The sequence below is a fragment of the Sphingobacterium sp. UBA3519 genome (assembly GCF_002377215.1).
Lineage (GTDB): Bacteria > Bacteroidota > Bacteroidia > Sphingobacteriales > Sphingobacteriaceae > Sphingobacterium > Sphingobacterium multivorum.
On the sequence record NZ_DFPI01000004.1, the window covers coordinates 24,436 to 41,959 of the forward strand.

Genomic DNA, 17,524 nt, shown 5'->3' on the forward strand with positions numbered 1-17,524 from the left:
GCTGTTTTATGGAACTTATTAGCCAATTTAAAGTCATATTTTTCGATATTTATCTTTTTTGTTTTCCGAACAAAAGCTAGAATGTAGTGGAAAATGTCAAACTATAAAATGAAGTTTGTGGCAGAGTCCTTATTCCTGTCCGTCTATCAATTGATTCGGGGTCTATATCATTTCCACTAAATGTATATTTGAATGGATTCTGAACCTGAAACCTAAATTGAGTATTGGATAGACCGACCTTTTGCAGGAAGTCATTTTTCAAATTGTAGGTTAAGATGATATCTCTCAGCCGAATGTAGTCTGCTTTACGTACATATCTGTCTCCGTATGTATACCCATACCGCGCGGAATACATAAAGTCCTCAGGAGTTCCATACTCAGGGAGTCCCGGTATTGCTGTTACAAGCTCGTCTCCTGGCTTTTTCCAGTAGTTTGAAGAGCCTTTTATTGCATTTCCGCTCTGTAGTTCATCAGGATTGGGCTGTTGGACTCTCATAACATGGCCACCGTAATACATAAAAAGAAAAGACAAATCGAAAGAACCTACAGAAAACTGATTATTGAGACCGATCACATACTTGGGATTTGTTGTGCCACTGTAGACCAGATCATCAAAATCGACATCAATGACGGCATCGTCGTATGTATTTAAAACTAACACAATACCGTTTCTATCGTAAACTCCAGGGTGTCCTAAATTATTCAGTCCAGCGTATCTATAACTGAATAGTGCATTCATTGGATAATCTTTCTGTAGGTCTGTGCCTGATATGATATCTAGGGATGATGTTTTATCTTTTGCCTGTACTTCAATAACCCTATTTTTATTGAAGGATGCAGTTGCACTTGTTCGCCATTTGAAGATGCTCTTATCAATATTTACGCTAGTCAGTAATATTTCAAGACCTTTATTCTCAATAGAAGCCGTATTAGCACTATATTGGTTAAATCCTAATGTTGGATCTGCGGACATCGTACCAAATACATCTTTTGTTCTTTTATAATAAAGGTCTACAGAACCTGATATTCTATTTTTTAATAATCCATAATCTAACCCCAGATTGTAGTTAGTTGTTGTTTCCCAGCGGATGGATTGGTTTTCAGGTGATAGTACATCATAAAAGACCTCTGAAGTGTTAAACCTATTATTAAGTCCGGATGTTAGGATCAGGAAAGGTCCGTTAAAGCTACTTGGAACATTGCCGTTAAAGCCGGAGGCGGCCCGAATCTGTAATGAATTGATCCAGGAAACAGATTTAATAAATTCCTCTTCGCCCATACGCCAATTCATTCCTAATGACCAAAGCGGTTTGTTTTTATACTTATCGTCTACTCCGAACAGATTAGACTGGTCTATACGGATACTTCCAGTAGCGATATATTTATGCTTGAACATATAAGTTCCTTGTCCATAAAATGAACGGAACCTTCTGTCGCTATATTTTTCTCCAAAATAGTCATTGCTATTAAAACTTGATCCGTAGTCTCCGACTTCTTTGAAGGCTGGTTCTATCCTTGAATTAAGCACCTGAAGATTGACAGGTTTATTGATAAGAGACTGGTCATCGTAACCAAAGAATGTTGTTTTAAATGATTCAGCTTTTACTTGCCTTTGTTCAATACCAATGATTCCCGAAATACTATGTTTTTTATCTTTTGTTTCGTAATTGAGATTTGCCTGAGCACGTAGGGTGTAAGCTGTATTTTTAAGTGTTTCTTTTGTCAGAAAATTTCCCTGAGGCAGGTCAGTGAATAAAGGGGTTCCATTTGCTGGATCTTTTTTTGCCTTAGTATTTACCAGATACCTTACTCTATAAGAATCTTCTGTTTTAAGCAGGTCGTTCACACCCTGTTCATTTTCAATAGCGCCGCCAAGATCGATATTTAGCCACTCAGTAATTTTGGCATTAAGGCGGCCTTGTGCCCTGAAAGAATTGAGTGATGTCTTTTGAGTCGTAGCGGACAATTCTCCGAATGGGTAATAAAGCTGGTCATACAAACCTAGGGATTGGGCTCTCTCGTTATAATCTTTATTTATTACATAAAATTTTTCTCTGAATTCACCAAAAGTAGCCGGGAGTGCATTACCATTTTCGTCGACAATCCTCTCAAAGGGGAGGAGGTCACTATAATCTGGTGTAGTACCATTTTTTATTCTGTTATTTGAATAAATTCCTTTAAAATCAAATGAAATATTCTTGTTGAACTTGTAAGTGTTGGCAACATTTAAAATGGTTTTTTTATTATCTGTACCTACTTTCTGAGCTCTTTCTCCGATATGGTTGACACCAATTAGATATGTGCTTTTTTCTGTACCTCCGCTGATATCAAAATTGATGTTATTGACAAGTCTACGTCTATAAAATAACCGTTTATACTCCGCAAGATTGTTGTAAGAAGCTATAGCGCCAATTTTCTCTTCTGCAAGCTTGTTATCTATAAGGCCATCTTTAAGATCGAATAGTATACTTGTAACTTGGTCAATTGGGTTATAATCTGAGTAAAAATATCTATCGTCACCGCCTGTACTGACCATATCACGCTGTAAGTCTATGAATTCCTTTGTATCGAGATAGCGCATATAATCGAAATCGGGCTTTGAATCAAAAGCAAAAGTGTTTCTAAAAGTGAACGTTGGTTTACCGGATTTTCCCCTTCTGGTTTCTATAACAATAACACCGTTTGATGCCTGGACACCGTAAATTGAAGCGGCGGCTGCATCCCTTAACACGCTCACTGATATGATATCAGTTGGGTTTATGGAGTTTATGTCGATTTCAGTAGGAAAACCATCCAACACGATAAGTGGTTTTTTTACTGCGTCAAAAGTACTGACACCACGAATGGAAAGTTCTCCAGAAATACTATTGTAGACTAGTCCTGGGACTTTTCCTTCCAGATTTTCTAGAAAGTTACCGGTTACGGCTACCCGCTGTTGGTAGTCCTTTTCGCTTAATGTGGAGGCAGCACCCGTAAGCTGTTCTTTCTTGATCTTCTGGTAACCAGTCGAAATTACATTCACTTCGGCCAACTGATTATCCAATTTGGCCATCTTAATCTCCATAAATTCATCACCGGGCCTGACAATACAGTCCTTATAGCCGATATATGAAATTATAAGTTCTGTTACTTTATTCGATGCGGATATAGAGAAATGACCATTCTCGTCTGTAAAAAATACTCTTGGCTGGCCCTTTACTTTAATGCTGGCTCCAGATAGAGGCGATCTATCTTCGGTGATAACCCTTCCAACAATATTTCGCTGCTTATTTTCTAATTGTTTAATAACAACTATTCTGTTTTTGATATCGTAAGTGAGGGACTTTCCATTTAGCGAATAATCTAGGATTTTCTCAATAGAGGCATTCTGCATTTGAATATTTACAGGATCTTTATCCGACAATAAGCTTTCCTTGTAAAAAAAGTCGTAGCCACTCTGTTTGCGAATTTCCTGAAATAATTGTGGCAGTGTAATGTTCTGGCGCTGAATTGAAATCTGCGCAAAGGTTTTGGAATATGCCTGGAGCCCCCCCATGGCGACAAGGCAAACAAGTGATAAATTTACTCGCATAAAGAATCTCCGTCTTTCAACGGGAATAAATTTAAAAATCATATATTTGATTAATTTGGGTTAGTGATTTGAATTGAGTTCGAGCTTCTATTTAACTACTTGATCCAAAGTTTTTTGATCTGGGATGTTAGCGCATTCCAGATTTCTTTTCTCAAGTAGTTTATCAATTTGTTTACATTATAATAGATATCCTCCTTCCTGTTAATTTAAATTTGATCTGTCCTGTTGATTCCAGCATTGTCAGTATAGCTGACAGATTGTTTGATTTGGATATCATACCGCTGAAGGTGATATCTTCCTTCTTGCTTATGAAATCCACATCTACTTGGTACCATCGGGAGACCTTTCGCATAATACTCTCAATATTTTCATTCTTGAAAATAAAGTCTCCTTCTTTCCAGGCCACATCGACCTGAGTGTCTACTTTTTTGACTGCTATTGAATTTCCACTGATCAGGATCTGCTCTCCAGGTTTTAATACAACAGATCGATGTGAGATATTGTCGCTTACTGAGACGCTGCCTTCAATAAGCGTCGTACGGGCTATACGCTCATCAGCGTATGAGCTGATATTAAAATGGGTTCCCAGTACTTTTACATTCTGTTCTTTAGTCCTAACAATGAAAGGTTTATTTCTATTTTTCGCAACTTCAAAATAGGCTTCTCCAACTAGTTCGACCGAGCGGTTATCCTTAGCAAATCTTTCAGGAAATTTTAGCATAGACTGCGCGTTCAACCAAATATTGGTGCCATCTTCAAGGATGATTTTATATTGGCCTCCCTTTGGAGTTACAATGCTGTTCATCTTTTCAGAGAAAGATTTAAGTGATCTATCTTGAACATTGAAAGTTATCTGCCCAACAGTATCGCAGTCGACTTTTATTCCACTCAGTTGTGTGATAGTACCTATTTTTGACGAGCTTAGATCAAATTGTTTTCCATCTGCGAGTATGAGGATAGCTTTATTCCCTCCGGCAGCAATTTCTTTATTATCAATCTTCTGGTTTGGTGCTTTCTGAAGCAGATCACGTGAATAGTAAAGTATGCCAGTGAATGTTGCAAATGCAAGAATAGCGGCAGCATAGCGGTAGAACACCCTAGATTTTCTTTGGTAAAAGAGACGGCTGTCCAATTTGGCTTTTACTTTATACAATTCAGACGATGCTGTGATATGCTCATTTTTATTCAGCATATGGAGGTACCAGTCTTCAACTAATTTTTTTTCCTCTATGGTACATTTACCTTTATTATATCTTTCAAGAAGCTTTTCAGCTTTATTGTTGTCCATATATTTCTTTATAGTCTAAACTCTATAATATAAAGACAGGCGGAAAGAGTGAAAGTATACGTTGATTTTAGAAAAAAAATCAAAAAATTTTAGAAAAGGAATGTTATTAGTGTGTTTAGCTTCTTTTTTAACTGTAAAACTGCTCTGTGAAGAACTGTTTTTACCGTGTTCTCAGTTATATTCAGCTCTTTTGCTATTTTTTTGTAAGACAATCCTTCATTTCTACTCTTTAAGAAGATCTCACGCATTTTTGGGGGTAAATTTTCGATTTCAGATTCGAATTTTTTTAATAGCTCTTTAAAATATAATTCCTCCTCTGTTGACGAACGGTAAATATCCACAAATTCATTTAAAGAATCTATATACATACTTCGTGTCTTGCTTTTTTCAATAGCATTTAAGGAAGAGTTTCTCACAGAGGTAAATAAATAAGCTTTTAATGAAGATTGCACGACGAGACTTCCAGCCTTATTCCATAAATTCTCAAAAACATTCTGGATGGAATCCAATGCTTCATCTTCATGTTGTAATATACGAAAGGCATGCACATATAAAACGGACCAATATCGTTCATAGATTTCTGTATAAGCATTATGATCGTACTGATTGAGTAGGTCAATAAGTTCTATATCACTCAGTTTGTTGTACACGGTTGTAGATATTAGGTGCGGCAATATACGAAAGTTTTAAATATTGAAGGGCTTTGTTCGTAAACATTTTGTTTGAAAGGTTTTCGAAAGTATGCATGAAGCTCATTGCTAGTGTGTTTTGTTCCGTTTCAAACTGAATTTAGATTGTACTGGATCATCGATTAAATTATTCGCTTGTGTTTTGTTCTCTTGTTGATCATTTATAAAATGGAACTTGAACCATCTAATTACCGACCTTTTAAAACAAATTTATTATGTTTTTAGCTAGCATCTATTTTTGTGAATTATCCATATTGAAATCTACCCTCAATTTGGTTAGAAATATCCACGATTCAACTACAACTGACCGCTCGTAGATGTGGAACTTTGTCTTGTTACATTTAAACTAATTTTAACATGCAGACAAATGAAATAAAAGTAGCTATAATAGCCAATATTTTGGCTAACGGAAGAGTGTTCCCATGCGCGAGAAAAGCAAGCGCAGGGAAGCATATATGTCGGTAGCCGTTCCTACGGTCGAGCGTGCGTTACCGCCCAATCTTTTTTGATTGATAATAATAGGGACATTCAGGTTGTCGATTTTGTCCACATTCGGAACGCCGATGTGCTGCAGCCGGTTTCGGATAAAACTGCCCTGTGTTTCGCTGAACTGCCTTTGGGCTTCAGCACCTATGGTTTCAAAGACCAAAGACGACTTGCCCGATCCGGAGACTCCTGTAAAAACAGTGATCTTTTTCTTGGCGATCTGGAGAGAAATATTCTTGAGATTATTTTGTCGGGCATGTATAATGTGACTTGCGTTTCAAGTATAGTCCCTTTTATAGCGCTCCGTAGGTCAGGTATATTTTATGCTGTTTTAACTATTTCTTTTAACCACATCGACCATATGATCTAAATCAAAGGGTTTTTCAATAAAGTCGTCGGCTTTACATTCGGCGGCGGTTTTTGCAATATCGCTGGCTGTCGATGTCAGGACAGATGGAAGCTCTTCGGTATCTGGATCAGCTTTGAGTTCCTTGATCACCTCGGATCCTTTTTTACTTCCTTTAATATGGTCATCCACTATAAGAATGTCGGGATCAATATCTGCAAGCTCTTCTATTGGTTCAGTCGTAAGCGATGGAATCACATCAAAACCCTCATCAACTAAGACCTCATCCATGATATTCAAGATATCTTCATTATCTTGAATAACTATAGCCTTCTTTTTCGTCATTTCTATTGAAATTTATCGCGTAAATATAGGAAAAAAGCGGATACAAAAAACAGGGGAACGCGCAATTTTCAGTTCCGAGAAACAGAACAAAAGTAAGGCTATCAGCGAGCTGATAGCAATGTAGGCTATTAGGAGGCTTAGGTCGTCGTTTTTGGCTAATTTTTTAACAAAAAAAAACAGATAACATTTATGTTATCTGCTGAACTTAACTTAAAGAAGTTTTTAAACTTCCTACTTAATTATGCTATTCGCACATTAACTGCGTTAATGCCCTTTTTACCGTTCTCTAGATCGAATGTTACAGTATCGTTTTCACGTACATGATTGATTAAACCTGACGAGTGTACGAAAACATCTTGACCGCCATCTGTTGGTGTAATAAAACCAAAACCTTTGGTGTCATTAAAGAATTTTACTGTTCCTTGTTGCATTGTATATATGTATTAAATTATGTATTTATTAGAACGCTTTTGCAGCATACCTTTCCTTTAACCATACGCGTTAGTAAAGGATAAATCGATCTGTCAACAAAAAATGATGTTTGCAATTTTTCGTATTGACACTATCAATCTGAAAAAGGCAATTGACTTTATATGTTGATAACAAAATAGCAGCTGGAAAAACGAAGACTGAGAAGAAAGAGTAAACTCAAAAGTGTCAGAAGAAGTAATGGCAGAAGCCTGATTATTATTCAAATGTAGTTATAAATTATTGGAAAACAAAGTTTTTTATTTTCTTCTGCCAATGTCAGTAAGCGCTAGAGGGGAAAGAGTTGCCGCCGAATGCGGAGCTGATGCTTTTCTTGCAGAGCCATTTCAACTTGATGATCGTTAAGATTTAATAGAGAAAACGTTCTATGCGTAGTTTTAGATTTTAAGGTTGAATCAGGCCACTAGGCGATTGAATGAGTTGGAAAAGCAGAAATAGGAAGCGGACCAAACTTAAGGATAGTTTGGTCCGCTAGGTTAAAAAAATATCATGCTTTAATAATTCTTACGCATGTTTCACAGTAATCCTCTTTGTTATGCATTAGCTCACCTACTTTATGAATCAATACATGCTGCTGATTGTGCATTGGATTATACCTTGACCAAACGCTATTAATGGCTTAGCTGTAACTTTCCGATGAAGGGGCGGTTATCAACCGTTAGAATAGCTTCTTTAAGGGAATAGCATAGCTGGTAGCTTTCGCTCAGTGCCTTTTTGCTAGCTTCTATTTTGTCTTTTTCAACCTTGTCGACAATCCAGGTTGGGTTTAACGGATCGGAATTAAATTTGGTGATTAATACGGTAAATCCTTCTTTCTGAGCACTGATTAAAGTGTCTTTTGTGATGTCTACTATTTTCATAGTGAGATAATATACAAAAAAAAATATGAAACAGGATGTGCCAAGTTGAGTTGATGACCTGTTCGACGTCCGGACAATTTTAACGCAAATGTACCTTCTTTTATGGATCCGGCGCTAAAATTTGGCGATTCAGGCATCGGAATACCCATCGTAAAGCAGCTCACAAAAAAAATTATATGTAACTAAACTTTTTATCTTAATTCTATTCTCCATTGAGGTGGTCGCGCACAAAATTTAGCCAATTCTTAGGATCAATGGTTTTATCAATAAAGACGTCTGGTTGTAATCCGATATCGTCTACAGGGAAGTCCGGAATACGGTAACTTTTAGATAATCCATAATACAGTTCAATATCGCCACAAGGAGATGTGACGATATTTACATTAGAAATATCAAGCATCCCTTTTGTTGTTCGACCGTACAATTTTACCTTTTTACTTTGCATGGCAGTCAATAGAAATTGCTCTGTCGTGCTCCCGTTATTTTCATTGATAACGATTCCTATGTTTTTGGGGTAGGGCTGAATGGTATCCAGCTTGGTTATGTTTACTTTTTTATTGAATAAATCAACATACTCACCTTTATTGGCCTGCAATTTTTCGTAGTAGTTTTTGAATGTTTTTTTAGACTCCTCGTCAAAATCGGGGTTTTGACTCAGCTCCAACATGCGTTGATTATTTAAATCAGTCGAATAAAATAATGCACCTACGGTTCTGATCGGTTGCGTGTATAAGAAGGGGATAAGGCTACCATAACTCGCATCACTTCCACCTGGATTATTTCTGACGTCAATAATAAAGTTTTCGGTCGATAAGATGGTTGCTCGGTTGGCCAATATAAGGCTGTCAATCGCCTTCTTTTCGGATATTTCAAAATCAGGAATACGGAGGTAAACCGTGTTTTCATTTAATTTTTCGAAAAATGGCTTTGTGGCGTTTAATGGATTCAGGTCCTTTTCGATCGGCTGTTTATGTTGTTCGGTAGCCTTTTTGACGTTCTTTGTTTTTCCAATATAATTTACGCCGATATGTCCATTACGGAAGAAACGGATCCATTGATTGAGCAATGTAGCACATTCCTGATTATTGGGCAATTGTTTTACTTTTTTTAGATATAGCGCATTGTGCAATTCATAAGCATCCCGGCCTTTCTTGCTGATGATGTATTGAAAACCGGCATCATTCTCTTCAAACGTTTTTTTTACCCACAAAAAATTGGATTCACAATTGCAGTTTTGGGCGAAATTTAAGATAGGTAAACTTAGCAATAGCCATAAAAATAGGACGCGTGTGTTCATGTGTATAATCAGAAATGTTAATAATTGTTGATCCTACAAATATAGACTAAAAATAGAAAATACACGCGTACACAGCGAAGAAAAGATGCATTAGTACGGATGAATCTTATTGCTGATTTTGATTCGTCTTTATTAAAACTATAGTGGAACCTCGGCTGTCTATAGTGTACTGTTTACAAGATGCAAAGTCTGCTATATAATGGTTTACGCGGTTATTGTATAACCACGAAGGCACATCTCAGGAAACTATAAACGTATTAAAGATTCGAAAAAATGAAAAAGAAAATAGTCATTTGCGATGATGAACTTCTTATTTTAGATGTATTAGCCATTGCCTTAGAAAGTGACAGCGTTGAAGTGATCAGCACATCAAAAAGCACAGAACTGATCGCCCTCATTGAAATTGTGCAACCTGACTTGTTGATTATCGACCTAATGATGCCCTGGTTGACCGGTGATGAACTTGTGCGCGAGCTAAAAACTGGGCAAAAATATAGCCACATGCCCATTATCATGATGTCTGCTAGTGCTAGAGCGCCAAGAGTAGCCGACGAATGCGGAGCAGATGCTTTTCTGGCAAAGCCATTTGAACTTGACGATCTCTATGAATTAGTAGAGAAAGTGATGTAAGGGGACCAAACTTAAAAATGTATCGGTTTCTCATGAAAAAAGCGGGCAGAACATATTGCGGCCAACTTAAAGTCGCAGTTTCGGGCTGGTAGTCACTTTGTTAATTTAGCTTAATGTTTGTTAAATCGGATCTACCCTAAGCAAACATTTATAAATAATTCGTTATTTAGGTATAAAAGGAAACAGGATGATGTCCGATTTTAAAAAAAATATGCACCTGGCAAATCGCGCCGGATTTGGGATGAGCCTAAAGCAGATTACGACTTTTGAACAGCAGTCTACCGCAGTACTCTGGAAGCAATATGCTCAGGAACATGAATTTCATCCCATCAGTTTCAATACGGACCAGACTGACGTCAATTATAATGCGCTTTCCAAGTTGAATGCCGCAGACAAAAAGCAGGTGCAGCAGCTCAACCGAAAGCGTAATATTGAAATCAACCTCAACTTTCTGAATGAAATGGTGCATAGCGAAGATCAGCTCAGGGAGAAAATGGCCTTTTTTTGGCACGGCCATTTTGCTAGCCGGGTTATCAACTCCAATTTTAGCGCTCAGATCCTCAACGAAATCAGAAAAAATGCGCTCGGAAATTTTCGGGATTTGCTGTTTGCCGTTTCCAAAGCTCCGGCGATGCTCAATTTCCTCAACAACCAGCAGAATAAAAAAGATCACCCCAATGAAAACTTTGCCCGCGAAGTGATGGAACTCTTCACCATGGGGCCTGGTAACTATACCGAGTCGGATGTAAGGGAAGCTGCACGCGCATTTACGGGCTGGTCGTATAATAAGGATGGCCAATTCCTGGAGCGTAAAAAGTTTCATGACTCGGGCCGCAAAACATTTCTGGGGAAAACCGGGAATTTTGACGGTAATGCCGTTTTGGATATTATACTGGATCAACCCGCTACGGCCCGTTTTATCACAGCAAAACTCTACCGTTTTCTAGTCAACGAACAAGTGGATCAGGACACCGTCGTTTCGTTGGGTAGAGATTTCTACGATTCTGGATACAATATCAAGCAATTGCTCGACCGCATGTTTACAGCAAGCTGGTTTTACGACTCCAAGAATGTCGGTAATAAAATAAAGTCACCGGTAGAACTCATGGCCGGTATCATGCGCATGTTACCCATGGAAATAGCGAATCCTGAAAACCTGATTGTTTATCAAAAGTTGCTGGGGCAGATGCTCTTGTATCCGCCGAATGTGGCGGGATGGCCGTCGGGAAAAGCCTGGATCGACAGCTCGACCTTATTACTACGGATGCAGATTCCACAGATATGGACCGGCCTGCGCCCGCTGGACCTTGATGCGCAGAATGACGACGACCTCGACATGGGTTTAAAACAGTCGCGGGCGCTGGCTAAGGCCTACAAAAATCCCAAAATATCCATTGACTGGGCTGGGGTCGAGGCTGTATTTGCCGACCGGGATCCCTTTGAGCTCTTGCTGTCGCAGCAGCCTTCGTTTGGTAAGAAACTGCGCGATAGCTACGCTGGTGGAAGCCGGCGTAGAACTATTATTGAAGTCATGAGCATCCCCGAATATCAACTTTGTTAATCGTAAATAGGAAACCATGTTTATCAAAAGACGCCAATTTCTCAAAGCAGGTACGCTCGCAACAGCATCGCTGCTGCTGCCCAATTTCTTAAAAGCCATGTCCTCGCCCGAAGCACTGGAAAGGGGAAATAAAGTGTTGGTCATCTTGCAGCTTAGTGGCGGCAATGATGGGCTGAATACTATTGTGCCGATACGCAATGATATTTATTTTCGGGAACGGCAGACGATTGCGGTCGATAATGCGCTGGCCCTTACGGATGAAGCGGGCATTCATCCGGCTTTACCCTTTTTCAAGACACTTTATGATCGTGGCGAACTGGCTGTACTCAACAATGTCGGTTATCCCGATCCCAATAAATCGCATTTCCGCAGCATGGATATATGGCATAGTGCGAGCCGAAGCGACGAGTATCTGGAGAGCGGCTGGATAGGCCGCTACCTCGATCAGGCCTGTTACGACTGCGGTCATCCGACGCAGGCGCTCGAAGTGAATGATATGCTGAGCCTTGCCCTCAAAGGAAAACAGAAAAAAGCGTTCGCGTTTAAAGACCCCAAGAAGCTTTATCAGACCAGCCGTGAAGAGTACTTTAATACACTCTATCAGGAACATAAACATCAGCATGAAGAGGAGACAGTAGCCTATCTGTATCAGACCCTGGGTGATACGATCAACAATGCCGACTATATTTTTGAACAGAGTAAAGCCAGGAAGACCGCAGCAGCGTACCCCGATTCGGTGCTTGGAAAGGATCTGAAGACGGTATCGTCGTTGATTAAATCGGATATCAATACACAGGTATACTATCTGCAGATCGGTAGTTTTGATACGCATATCAATCAGCAGCAGCGGCAGGAGAGTCTATTCCACACCATCAACGATGCCGTGGAGGCGTTTGTGGACGACCTCAAGAAAAATGGTCTTTTTCAGCATGTCATGCTGATGACCTTTTCGGAGTTTGGTCGTAGGGTGGCCCAGAATGCCAGCAATGGCACTGATCATGGTACGGCCAACCAGCTTTTCTTTCTATCCGGAGGCCTAAAAAAACAAGGCCTGCTCAATGCTTTGCCTGACCTAACCCAGCTCAATGAGGGGGATCTCCAGTATACGGAAGATTTTCGAAAAGTATACGCAACACTGCTGAAAAACTGGCTTGATGCGGATTCCACCAAAATATTGGGCTGGAAAAATGGGATTTATGATTTTATCTAGCCAACTGCGACGTCTTTCTTGTTTATTTTTCTTGTCACAGATTCCATATAAGGAATGATACAAAACCATATTGTTTCATTTTCATACGAACAATTCTACTGTTTGGTTGTTTAAATTAGAGAAAATGTAATTTAATGTGCTTTATATTAGAATAAAAGCAACATAACACTCTTTTTGTTTCTAAACCTTACATTTTTAATAAAATAAATACTGATATGAACAATTTAGAAGTGAACGATGTCCAGCAACATTGGAATAATTTTATTTCCTCTGCCATTGCCTGGGCGCCCCGTATTATTACTGCCGTAATTTCTGCTTTACTTATTTATCTGATCGGATCCTGGATCATCCGCCTAATCAAACGGATGATAGACAAGGCATTTGAGCGGCGACAAATGGATGTCTCCTTGCAGCGATTTTTAAGCAATCTCATCAGTTGGATTTTAAATATCTTATTATTTATCGTTGTCGTTACACAATTGGGGGTGCAAACCTCGGCATTTGTGGCCATTATCGGTGCAGCAGGTCTGGCCATAGGTCTGGCCCTGCAGGGATCCTTGTCCAATTTTGCCGGCGGTATACTGATTTTACTCCTCAAGCCTTTCCGCGTGTGCGATTACATAACTTCCACTACAAATATCGCGGGTACGGTGACAGAAATTGATTTCTTCAATACCAAGTTAAATACACCACAAAATCGACAGGTGGTTGTTCCAAATGGGGTGTTGTCAAATAGTAGCATCACCAATTATACAAACTTGGAACACGTCGCACATGGTTTGACATTGGCGTTGCCTACGATGCTGATCTGAAACAGGCAAAAGAAATACTCCTCAATATCGTTAGAAGCAATGAATTTGCCTTTAAAGAGCCGGCGCCGCAGGTGGTGGTGACAGAACTTGACGACAGTGCAATCAATCTTTCTGTGCGCGTCACGACTTCCAACGAAAACTTTTGGACCATGCAGGAACAGCTGATCATTGACTGTAAGGAAGCTTTGGATAAGGCCGGGATTGAAATTCCATTTCCGCAGCGCGATGTACATATCCGAAATAATTCCTAATTGAGGAGAGAGGCTATCGACTGGTAGAAGAAATCCGCGCTATGTTAACTTTTTTCTCCATGCTGAATATAGTGCAGCACAAAGCCGTTTGAGCGAACTCAGACGGCTTTGTTTATTGAAACGTAAATGAATGTTACCCGGTAGAAGATTGGTGATTGTCCCCTATGTCCTTTTTTATCGGTTTATTATCCGTTTATGGAGGGCGCTATAGGGCTGATACTTTTACTAACCAAAAGTAGGTATTCAATGTACATATTTCCGCCAGCTTTTCTTTACCAATTTACTCAATTTTTAGTGGAAGAAAAGATAGTTGAAAATAAAGTCTACTAATGTTGTAGATTTTATTTTATGTTTACTATATTTGTTTTATCAACCTAGGAGATAAGCTTGGGGCTGATCGCCTTCGGATTTATCAAGTTCTTTCCCATGCAGATGCCATTTCCATCACTTGCCAATCTGAATACCGATATCGGTGAATATGCCCCCTTTAAGTTGTATTGGCAAATCGTCGGTGTATCCTATAAATATGAGATCTTTTTAGGCTTTTTGGAGATAGCGGCGGGAAGCCTGCTCTTCTTTCGGCCCACGGTCCTAATAGGAGCCATTATCAATGCTGGAGTCCTCTTTAACATTGCCCACGCCAATATTGCCTACGATGGCGCAGTTCATGTATACAGTTCATATTTTGTATTGCTTTCCCTTTTTCTATTGCTGCAGTATCTGCCTGCAATCTGGAAGCTTTTTATCCTGCGCGAACCAGTAAGCACCTATTACTATGTGCCCAAGTTTGTCAGGAAGTGGAATAAGCCATTTTATTTTGGCCTAAAGGCGACCATTGTGGTCCTGTTTATTTTCGTTTATGGCTTTTATCGCTATGAACGATTCTATGATGAAGGGCGTCTAAAAGAACCCATACTTCCTGGGCTAGCAAAAGCTGCAGGACATTGTGAGGTTTCGAGTTTTCTGCTGAATGGAAAGTCTCAGGCTTATTCACCTGCCGATTCGGTACGCTGGCATGAGGCCTTTTTCGAACGATACTCAACCTTGGTCTACAAGGTCAATAAAGCCAATTCGATCGATCTTGGCAATGGTACCCCAGCTTTAAATGATGTGCTCAAAACTTACGAGTTTACAGGCCGGGCCGGAGGGAAGAACTACCTCTACTATGAAATAGACTCGACAGAACATGCACTGTATCTGATCGATAAAAATCAGAAATTTAGTAAGGAACAACGTAAAAAACTAGATGAAAAACTAGATGTGGGACTGAAAGCGCTGTATGGAAAAGCGCAGGGCGATAGTCTGCATGTGCTGAAATGGGTGTACGAACGACCAACAGCAGAACAGATCAAACTCAAAGGGCTGGATGCTAGTGGTAATAACCTCGAAATTACCCTCAATCGCGTCAAAGAATCCTATCTCACCGGTAAAGAATGGTATATGAAAAATACACTATTTACCTACTAATTGTCTAAAAAAAAGAATGTTATGAATAGAAGATCATTTATCCATCGTTCAGCTGTCCTTTTTACCCTTGCTTCGGCAGGTCAGGGGGTATTCTGTTTTGGAAATACCAATAATTTAGCGAATGGCTATAGCATCAGGCAGTTTGAAGATGAAGGCCTGGTACAGTTTTCCTATGCGATCTTGGCCGACAAGAAAATTGTGCTTGTGGACCCGGCCCGTGATCCAAGGCCCTATTACGCTTATGCAAAGGAGCAGGGAGCGAAAATTATCGCGGTTGTGGAAACACATCCGCATGCTGATTTTGTGAGTTCCCATCTGGAGATTCATCAGGATCTGAAAGTTCCGGTTTATGTCAGCAAGCTTGTCCGTGCGACCTATCCCCACCATACTTTTGACGATGGCGATACCTTAAAGATTTCGGACCATATTGTTTTGCATGCCATCAATACAGCCGGACATTCACCAGATAGCATCTCTGTTTTGCTAAAAGAAAATGGTCGCGATGTGGCGATCTTTTCGGGGGATGCGGTATTGATTGGTGGAGTTGGAAGGCCCGATCTGCGTGAGTACTCGGGAGAACAGGCTACGCAGCGTGAAAAACTGGCGCGGCAGCTCTACCACACCGTCCATGATATCTATGCAAGGTTAGGCGATCAGGTGCTTTTGTATCCAGCTCATGGCGCTGGATCACTTTGCGGAAATGCGATAAAGGGTGCTAAGCAAAGTACCATTGGTGCTGAAAGAACCCATAATTTGGCTTTTCAGCAAAAATCGGAAGAAGCGTTTGTCCAGCAGATTCTGGCAGACCGTCCGCCTGTACCGATTTACTTCCCTTATAATGTAGCATTGAATCGTCGGGGAGCAAAGCCATTATTGGCTTCTTTGTCGGGTATTTCAGTGGTTTCGGCAGCGGCGGTGCCCCAGGCGCTGAGCACTGTCCTCGATACCCGCCCCGCTTCAGAATTTAAGGCGTCACATTTTCCGGAGGCCATTAATATTCCCGAACGTAGCAAGTCAGAATCTTGGGTAGGGACTTTTATTGAACCGAAAGACGGCTTTTATCTTGTTGTCGATACCAAAGAACACGGTCAGGTGCAGCTCGAAAAGCTGGCTAAAATTGGCTATGAACAGTTTGTTAAAGGTATCGTGTTGTATGGGGATTTCGCGGGACAGCCTTCGACAGCTTTTGATCAGGCTGCATTTGACAGGGCGCAAGAGCAATATTTTATAGTCGATGTACGTACGGCCGAGGAAGCTAAGACTGGACCAGTATTCAAAGGGGCACATAACATTCCGCTGGCTGAATTGAAGGCACATATTGCCGAACTACCAGTGGATAAACCTATCGTTGTGCACTGCGCTTCGGGCTATCGCTCGGCCATTGCAAGCAGCCTCATCAGTGAATGGGCGCCAAAAGCGCAGGTCTGGGATATCGGTGAACATATTAAAAGCTATAAGCAATCGGTGAATTAACGAGAGGAATTACACTTAAATGCATACATGATATGAAAGATTTAAAATTATTGGCTAGCATGTTATTAGCAGTGGTGGTGTGGCTCAATGTGACCAACTTCCAATCCAGGCAGGATACGAAGGAAGCCGTAAAAAATAGTCAGGTTTCGTTTAAAAAGCAAGAAGGAGTTCGCTTTAAACAGGAACTTGAAAGCCTCAATAAAACAAACAAAGTGCCGGTACAAATTCCCGACAATCCGCGGATCGTCTATGCGACCGAACAGGATGTGCTGGAGCTGGAAAATGGTATTGTCCTTTTTGGATGGCCCAGCTGTCCATGGTTTCGGAATGCCATAACGCCGCTGCTGGAATTTGCCCAGGAGGAAAAGGCGGCTATTTATTACCTCAATATTCACGATATCCGGGATCTTAAGGAGAAAGATAAGGACGGTAAAGTGATCACGACCAAGGCCGGTAGCCCGGGTTATGAAGCTATTTTGGCAAAATTTCACGATATCCTAAATCCTTATACAGCTGTGGGGATTGATTCCATTAAACGGATTTCTTCGCCGACGGTATTATTTATTGAAAAAGGTAAAGGCGTGCATAAGGTTGTTTCTACGGTCGTTTCACAGACCGATCCGAAAATCAAGCTTGATAGTACACAGCGAAAGGAGCTAAAACAACGGTATCGCGCCTATTTTTTGGATGAACATATTATATAAATGATATTTCTTATAAAGTTGTTTGATAGGATTGTATATAAGTTC

16 protein-coding genes are annotated in these 17,524 nt (G+C 40.1%); 9 read left to right on the plus strand and 7 right to left on the minus strand.

Features of this window, described 5'->3' with window-relative positions; translation table 11 throughout:
* Nucleotides 1-76: 76 nt before the first annotated feature.
* The 3 genes from B3297_RS01810 to B3297_RS01820 all read right to left on the minus strand — a co-directional run bounded on the left by B3297_RS01810 (nucleotide 77) and on the right by B3297_RS01820 (nucleotide 5,533).
* On the minus strand, nucleotides 77-3,571 hold the full coding sequence (locus B3297_RS01810; RefSeq protein ID WP_286778327.1) for a SusC/RagA family TonB-linked outer membrane protein: 3,495 nt from the start codon (nucleotides 3,569-3,571) through the stop codon (nucleotides 77-79).
* A gap of 172 nt (nucleotides 3,572-3,743) precedes the next feature.
* The gene (locus B3297_RS01815) at nucleotides 3,744-4,859 is read right to left on the minus strand and encodes a FecR family protein (RefSeq protein WP_286778328.1); all 1,116 of its coding nucleotides are present in this window, start codon (nucleotides 4,857-4,859) and stop codon (nucleotides 3,744-3,746) included.
* An 89-nt stretch (nucleotides 4,860-4,948) separates the two neighbouring features.
* Nucleotides 4,949-5,533, minus strand: a complete 585-nt coding sequence (locus tag B3297_RS01820; RefSeq protein ID WP_158638888.1) for an RNA polymerase sigma factor — start codon at nucleotides 5,531-5,533, stop codon at nucleotides 4,949-4,951.
* 520 nt (nucleotides 5,534-6,053) lie between these two features.
* On the opposite strand from B3297_RS01820, the gene B3297_RS01825 reads away from it, so the two are divergent.
* Complete coding sequence (locus B3297_RS01825) at nucleotides 6,054-6,404, plus strand: hypothetical protein (RefSeq protein WP_286777268.1); 351 nt, start codon at nucleotides 6,054-6,056, stop codon at nucleotides 6,402-6,404.
* Here B3297_RS01825 and B3297_RS01830 read toward each other — a convergent pair.
* The 4 genes from B3297_RS01830 to B3297_RS01845 form a co-directional block, all read right to left on the minus strand.
* A complete protein-coding gene (locus B3297_RS01830; RefSeq protein WP_115048386.1) occupies nucleotides 6,366-6,725 on the minus strand; it encodes a response regulator in 360 nt (119 codons plus the stop codon). The two genes, B3297_RS01825 and B3297_RS01830, sit on opposite strands and share 39 nt — an antisense overlap.
* A 239-nt stretch (nucleotides 6,726-6,964) precedes the next feature.
* On the minus strand, nucleotides 6,965-7,156 hold the full coding sequence (locus tag B3297_RS01835; RefSeq protein ID WP_070566563.1) for a cold-shock protein: 192 nt from the start codon (nucleotides 7,154-7,156) through the stop codon (nucleotides 6,965-6,967).
* A 669-nt stretch (nucleotides 7,157-7,825) separates the two neighbouring features.
* Nucleotides 7,826-8,074, minus strand: coding sequence for a hypothetical protein (locus B3297_RS01840; RefSeq protein ID WP_070566561.1), 249 nt, complete (start codon nucleotides 8,072-8,074; stop codon nucleotides 7,826-7,828).
* 202 nt (nucleotides 8,075-8,276) lie between these two features.
* On the minus strand, nucleotides 8,277-9,284 hold the full coding sequence (locus B3297_RS01845) for a S41 family peptidase (protein WP_286767873.1): 1,008 nt from the start codon (nucleotides 9,282-9,284) through the stop codon (nucleotides 8,277-8,279).
* A gap of 360 nt (nucleotides 9,285-9,644) precedes the next feature.
* Between B3297_RS01845 and B3297_RS01850 the strand changes: the two genes are divergently transcribed.
* The 8 genes from B3297_RS01850 (at nucleotide 9,645) to B3297_RS01885 (ending at nucleotide 17,479) form a co-directional block, all read left to right on the plus strand.
* Nucleotides 9,645-10,001, plus strand: coding sequence for a response regulator (locus B3297_RS01850; protein WP_286778329.1), 357 nt, complete (start codon nucleotides 9,645-9,647; stop codon nucleotides 9,999-10,001).
* Nucleotides 10,002-10,212: 211 nt separating this feature from the next.
* Nucleotides 10,213-11,562, plus strand: a complete 1,350-nt coding sequence (locus B3297_RS01855) for a DUF1800 domain-containing protein (protein WP_286778330.1) — start codon at nucleotides 10,213-10,215, stop codon at nucleotides 11,560-11,562.
* 16 nt (nucleotides 11,563-11,578) lie between these two features.
* The gene (locus tag B3297_RS01860; RefSeq protein WP_286778331.1) at nucleotides 11,579-12,772 is read left to right on the plus strand and encodes a DUF1501 domain-containing protein; all 1,194 of its coding nucleotides are present in this window, start codon (nucleotides 11,579-11,581) and stop codon (nucleotides 12,770-12,772) included.
* Between the two features lie 215 nt (nucleotides 12,773-12,987).
* The gene (locus B3297_RS01865; protein ID WP_286727611.1) at nucleotides 12,988-13,584 is read left to right on the plus strand and encodes a mechanosensitive ion channel family protein; all 597 of its coding nucleotides are present in this window, start codon (nucleotides 12,988-12,990) and stop codon (nucleotides 13,582-13,584) included.
* Between the two features lie 26 nt (nucleotides 13,585-13,610).
* Nucleotides 13,611-13,835: a mechanosensitive ion channel family protein gene (locus B3297_RS01870; RefSeq protein WP_349675887.1), complete on the plus strand. Its 225-nt coding sequence runs from the start codon at nucleotides 13,611-13,613 to the stop codon at nucleotides 13,833-13,835.
* Between the two features lie 426 nt (nucleotides 13,836-14,261).
* A complete protein-coding gene (locus B3297_RS01875) occupies nucleotides 14,262-15,302 on the plus strand; it encodes a hypothetical protein (protein ID WP_286778332.1) in 1,041 nt (346 codons plus the stop codon).
* A gap of 21 nt (nucleotides 15,303-15,323) precedes the next feature.
* The gene (locus B3297_RS01880; protein ID WP_286766827.1) at nucleotides 15,324-16,775 is read left to right on the plus strand and encodes an MBL fold metallo-hydrolase; all 1,452 of its coding nucleotides are present in this window, start codon (nucleotides 15,324-15,326) and stop codon (nucleotides 16,773-16,775) included.
* A gap of 32 nt (nucleotides 16,776-16,807) precedes the next feature.
* Complete coding sequence (locus B3297_RS01885; protein ID WP_286778333.1) at nucleotides 16,808-17,479, plus strand: hypothetical protein; 672 nt, start codon at nucleotides 16,808-16,810, stop codon at nucleotides 17,477-17,479.
* The last annotated feature ends 45 nt before the right edge of the window (nucleotides 17,480-17,524 follow it).

Excerpts from the sequence above, each read along its gene's own strand:
- B3297_RS01885 (WP_286778333.1), top strand. The coding sequence starts at position 16,808 with ATGAAAGATTTAAAATTATTGGCTAGCATGTTATTAGCAGTGGTGGTG.
- B3297_RS01855 (WP_286778330.1), top strand. The coding sequence starts at position 10,213 with ATGCACCTGGCAAATCGCGCCGGATTTGGGATGAGCCTAAAGCAGATT.
- B3297_RS01860 (WP_286778331.1), top strand. The coding sequence starts at position 11,579 with ATGTTTATCAAAAGACGCCAATTTCTCAAAGCAGGTACGCTCGCAACA.
- B3297_RS01840 (WP_070566561.1), bottom strand. The coding sequence starts at position 8,074 with ATGAAAATAGTAGACATCACAAAAGACACTTTAATCAGTGCTCAGAAA.
- B3297_RS01875 (WP_286778332.1), top strand. The coding sequence starts at position 14,262 with ATGCAGATGCCATTTCCATCACTTGCCAATCTGAATACCGATATCGGT.
- B3297_RS01865 (WP_286727611.1), top strand. The coding sequence starts at position 12,988 with ATGAACAATTTAGAAGTGAACGATGTCCAGCAACATTGGAATAATTTT.
- B3297_RS01815 (WP_286778328.1), bottom strand. The coding sequence starts at position 4,859 with ATGGACAACAATAAAGCTGAAAAGCTTCTTGAAAGATATAATAAAGGT.
- B3297_RS01810 (WP_286778327.1), bottom strand. The coding sequence starts at position 3,571 with ATGCGAGTAAATTTATCACTTGTTTGCCTTGTCGCCATGGGGGGGCTC.
- B3297_RS01830 (WP_115048386.1), bottom strand. The coding sequence starts at position 6,725 with ATGACGAAAAAGAAGGCTATAGTTATTCAAGATAATGAAGATATCTTG.
- B3297_RS01880 (WP_286766827.1), top strand. The coding sequence starts at position 15,324 with ATGAATAGAAGATCATTTATCCATCGTTCAGCTGTCCTTTTTACCCTT.
- B3297_RS01850 (WP_286778329.1), top strand. The coding sequence starts at position 9,645 with ATGAAAAAGAAAATAGTCATTTGCGATGATGAACTTCTTATTTTAGAT.
- B3297_RS01835 (WP_070566563.1), bottom strand. The coding sequence starts at position 7,156 with ATGCAACAAGGAACAGTAAAATTCTTTAATGACACCAAAGGTTTTGGT.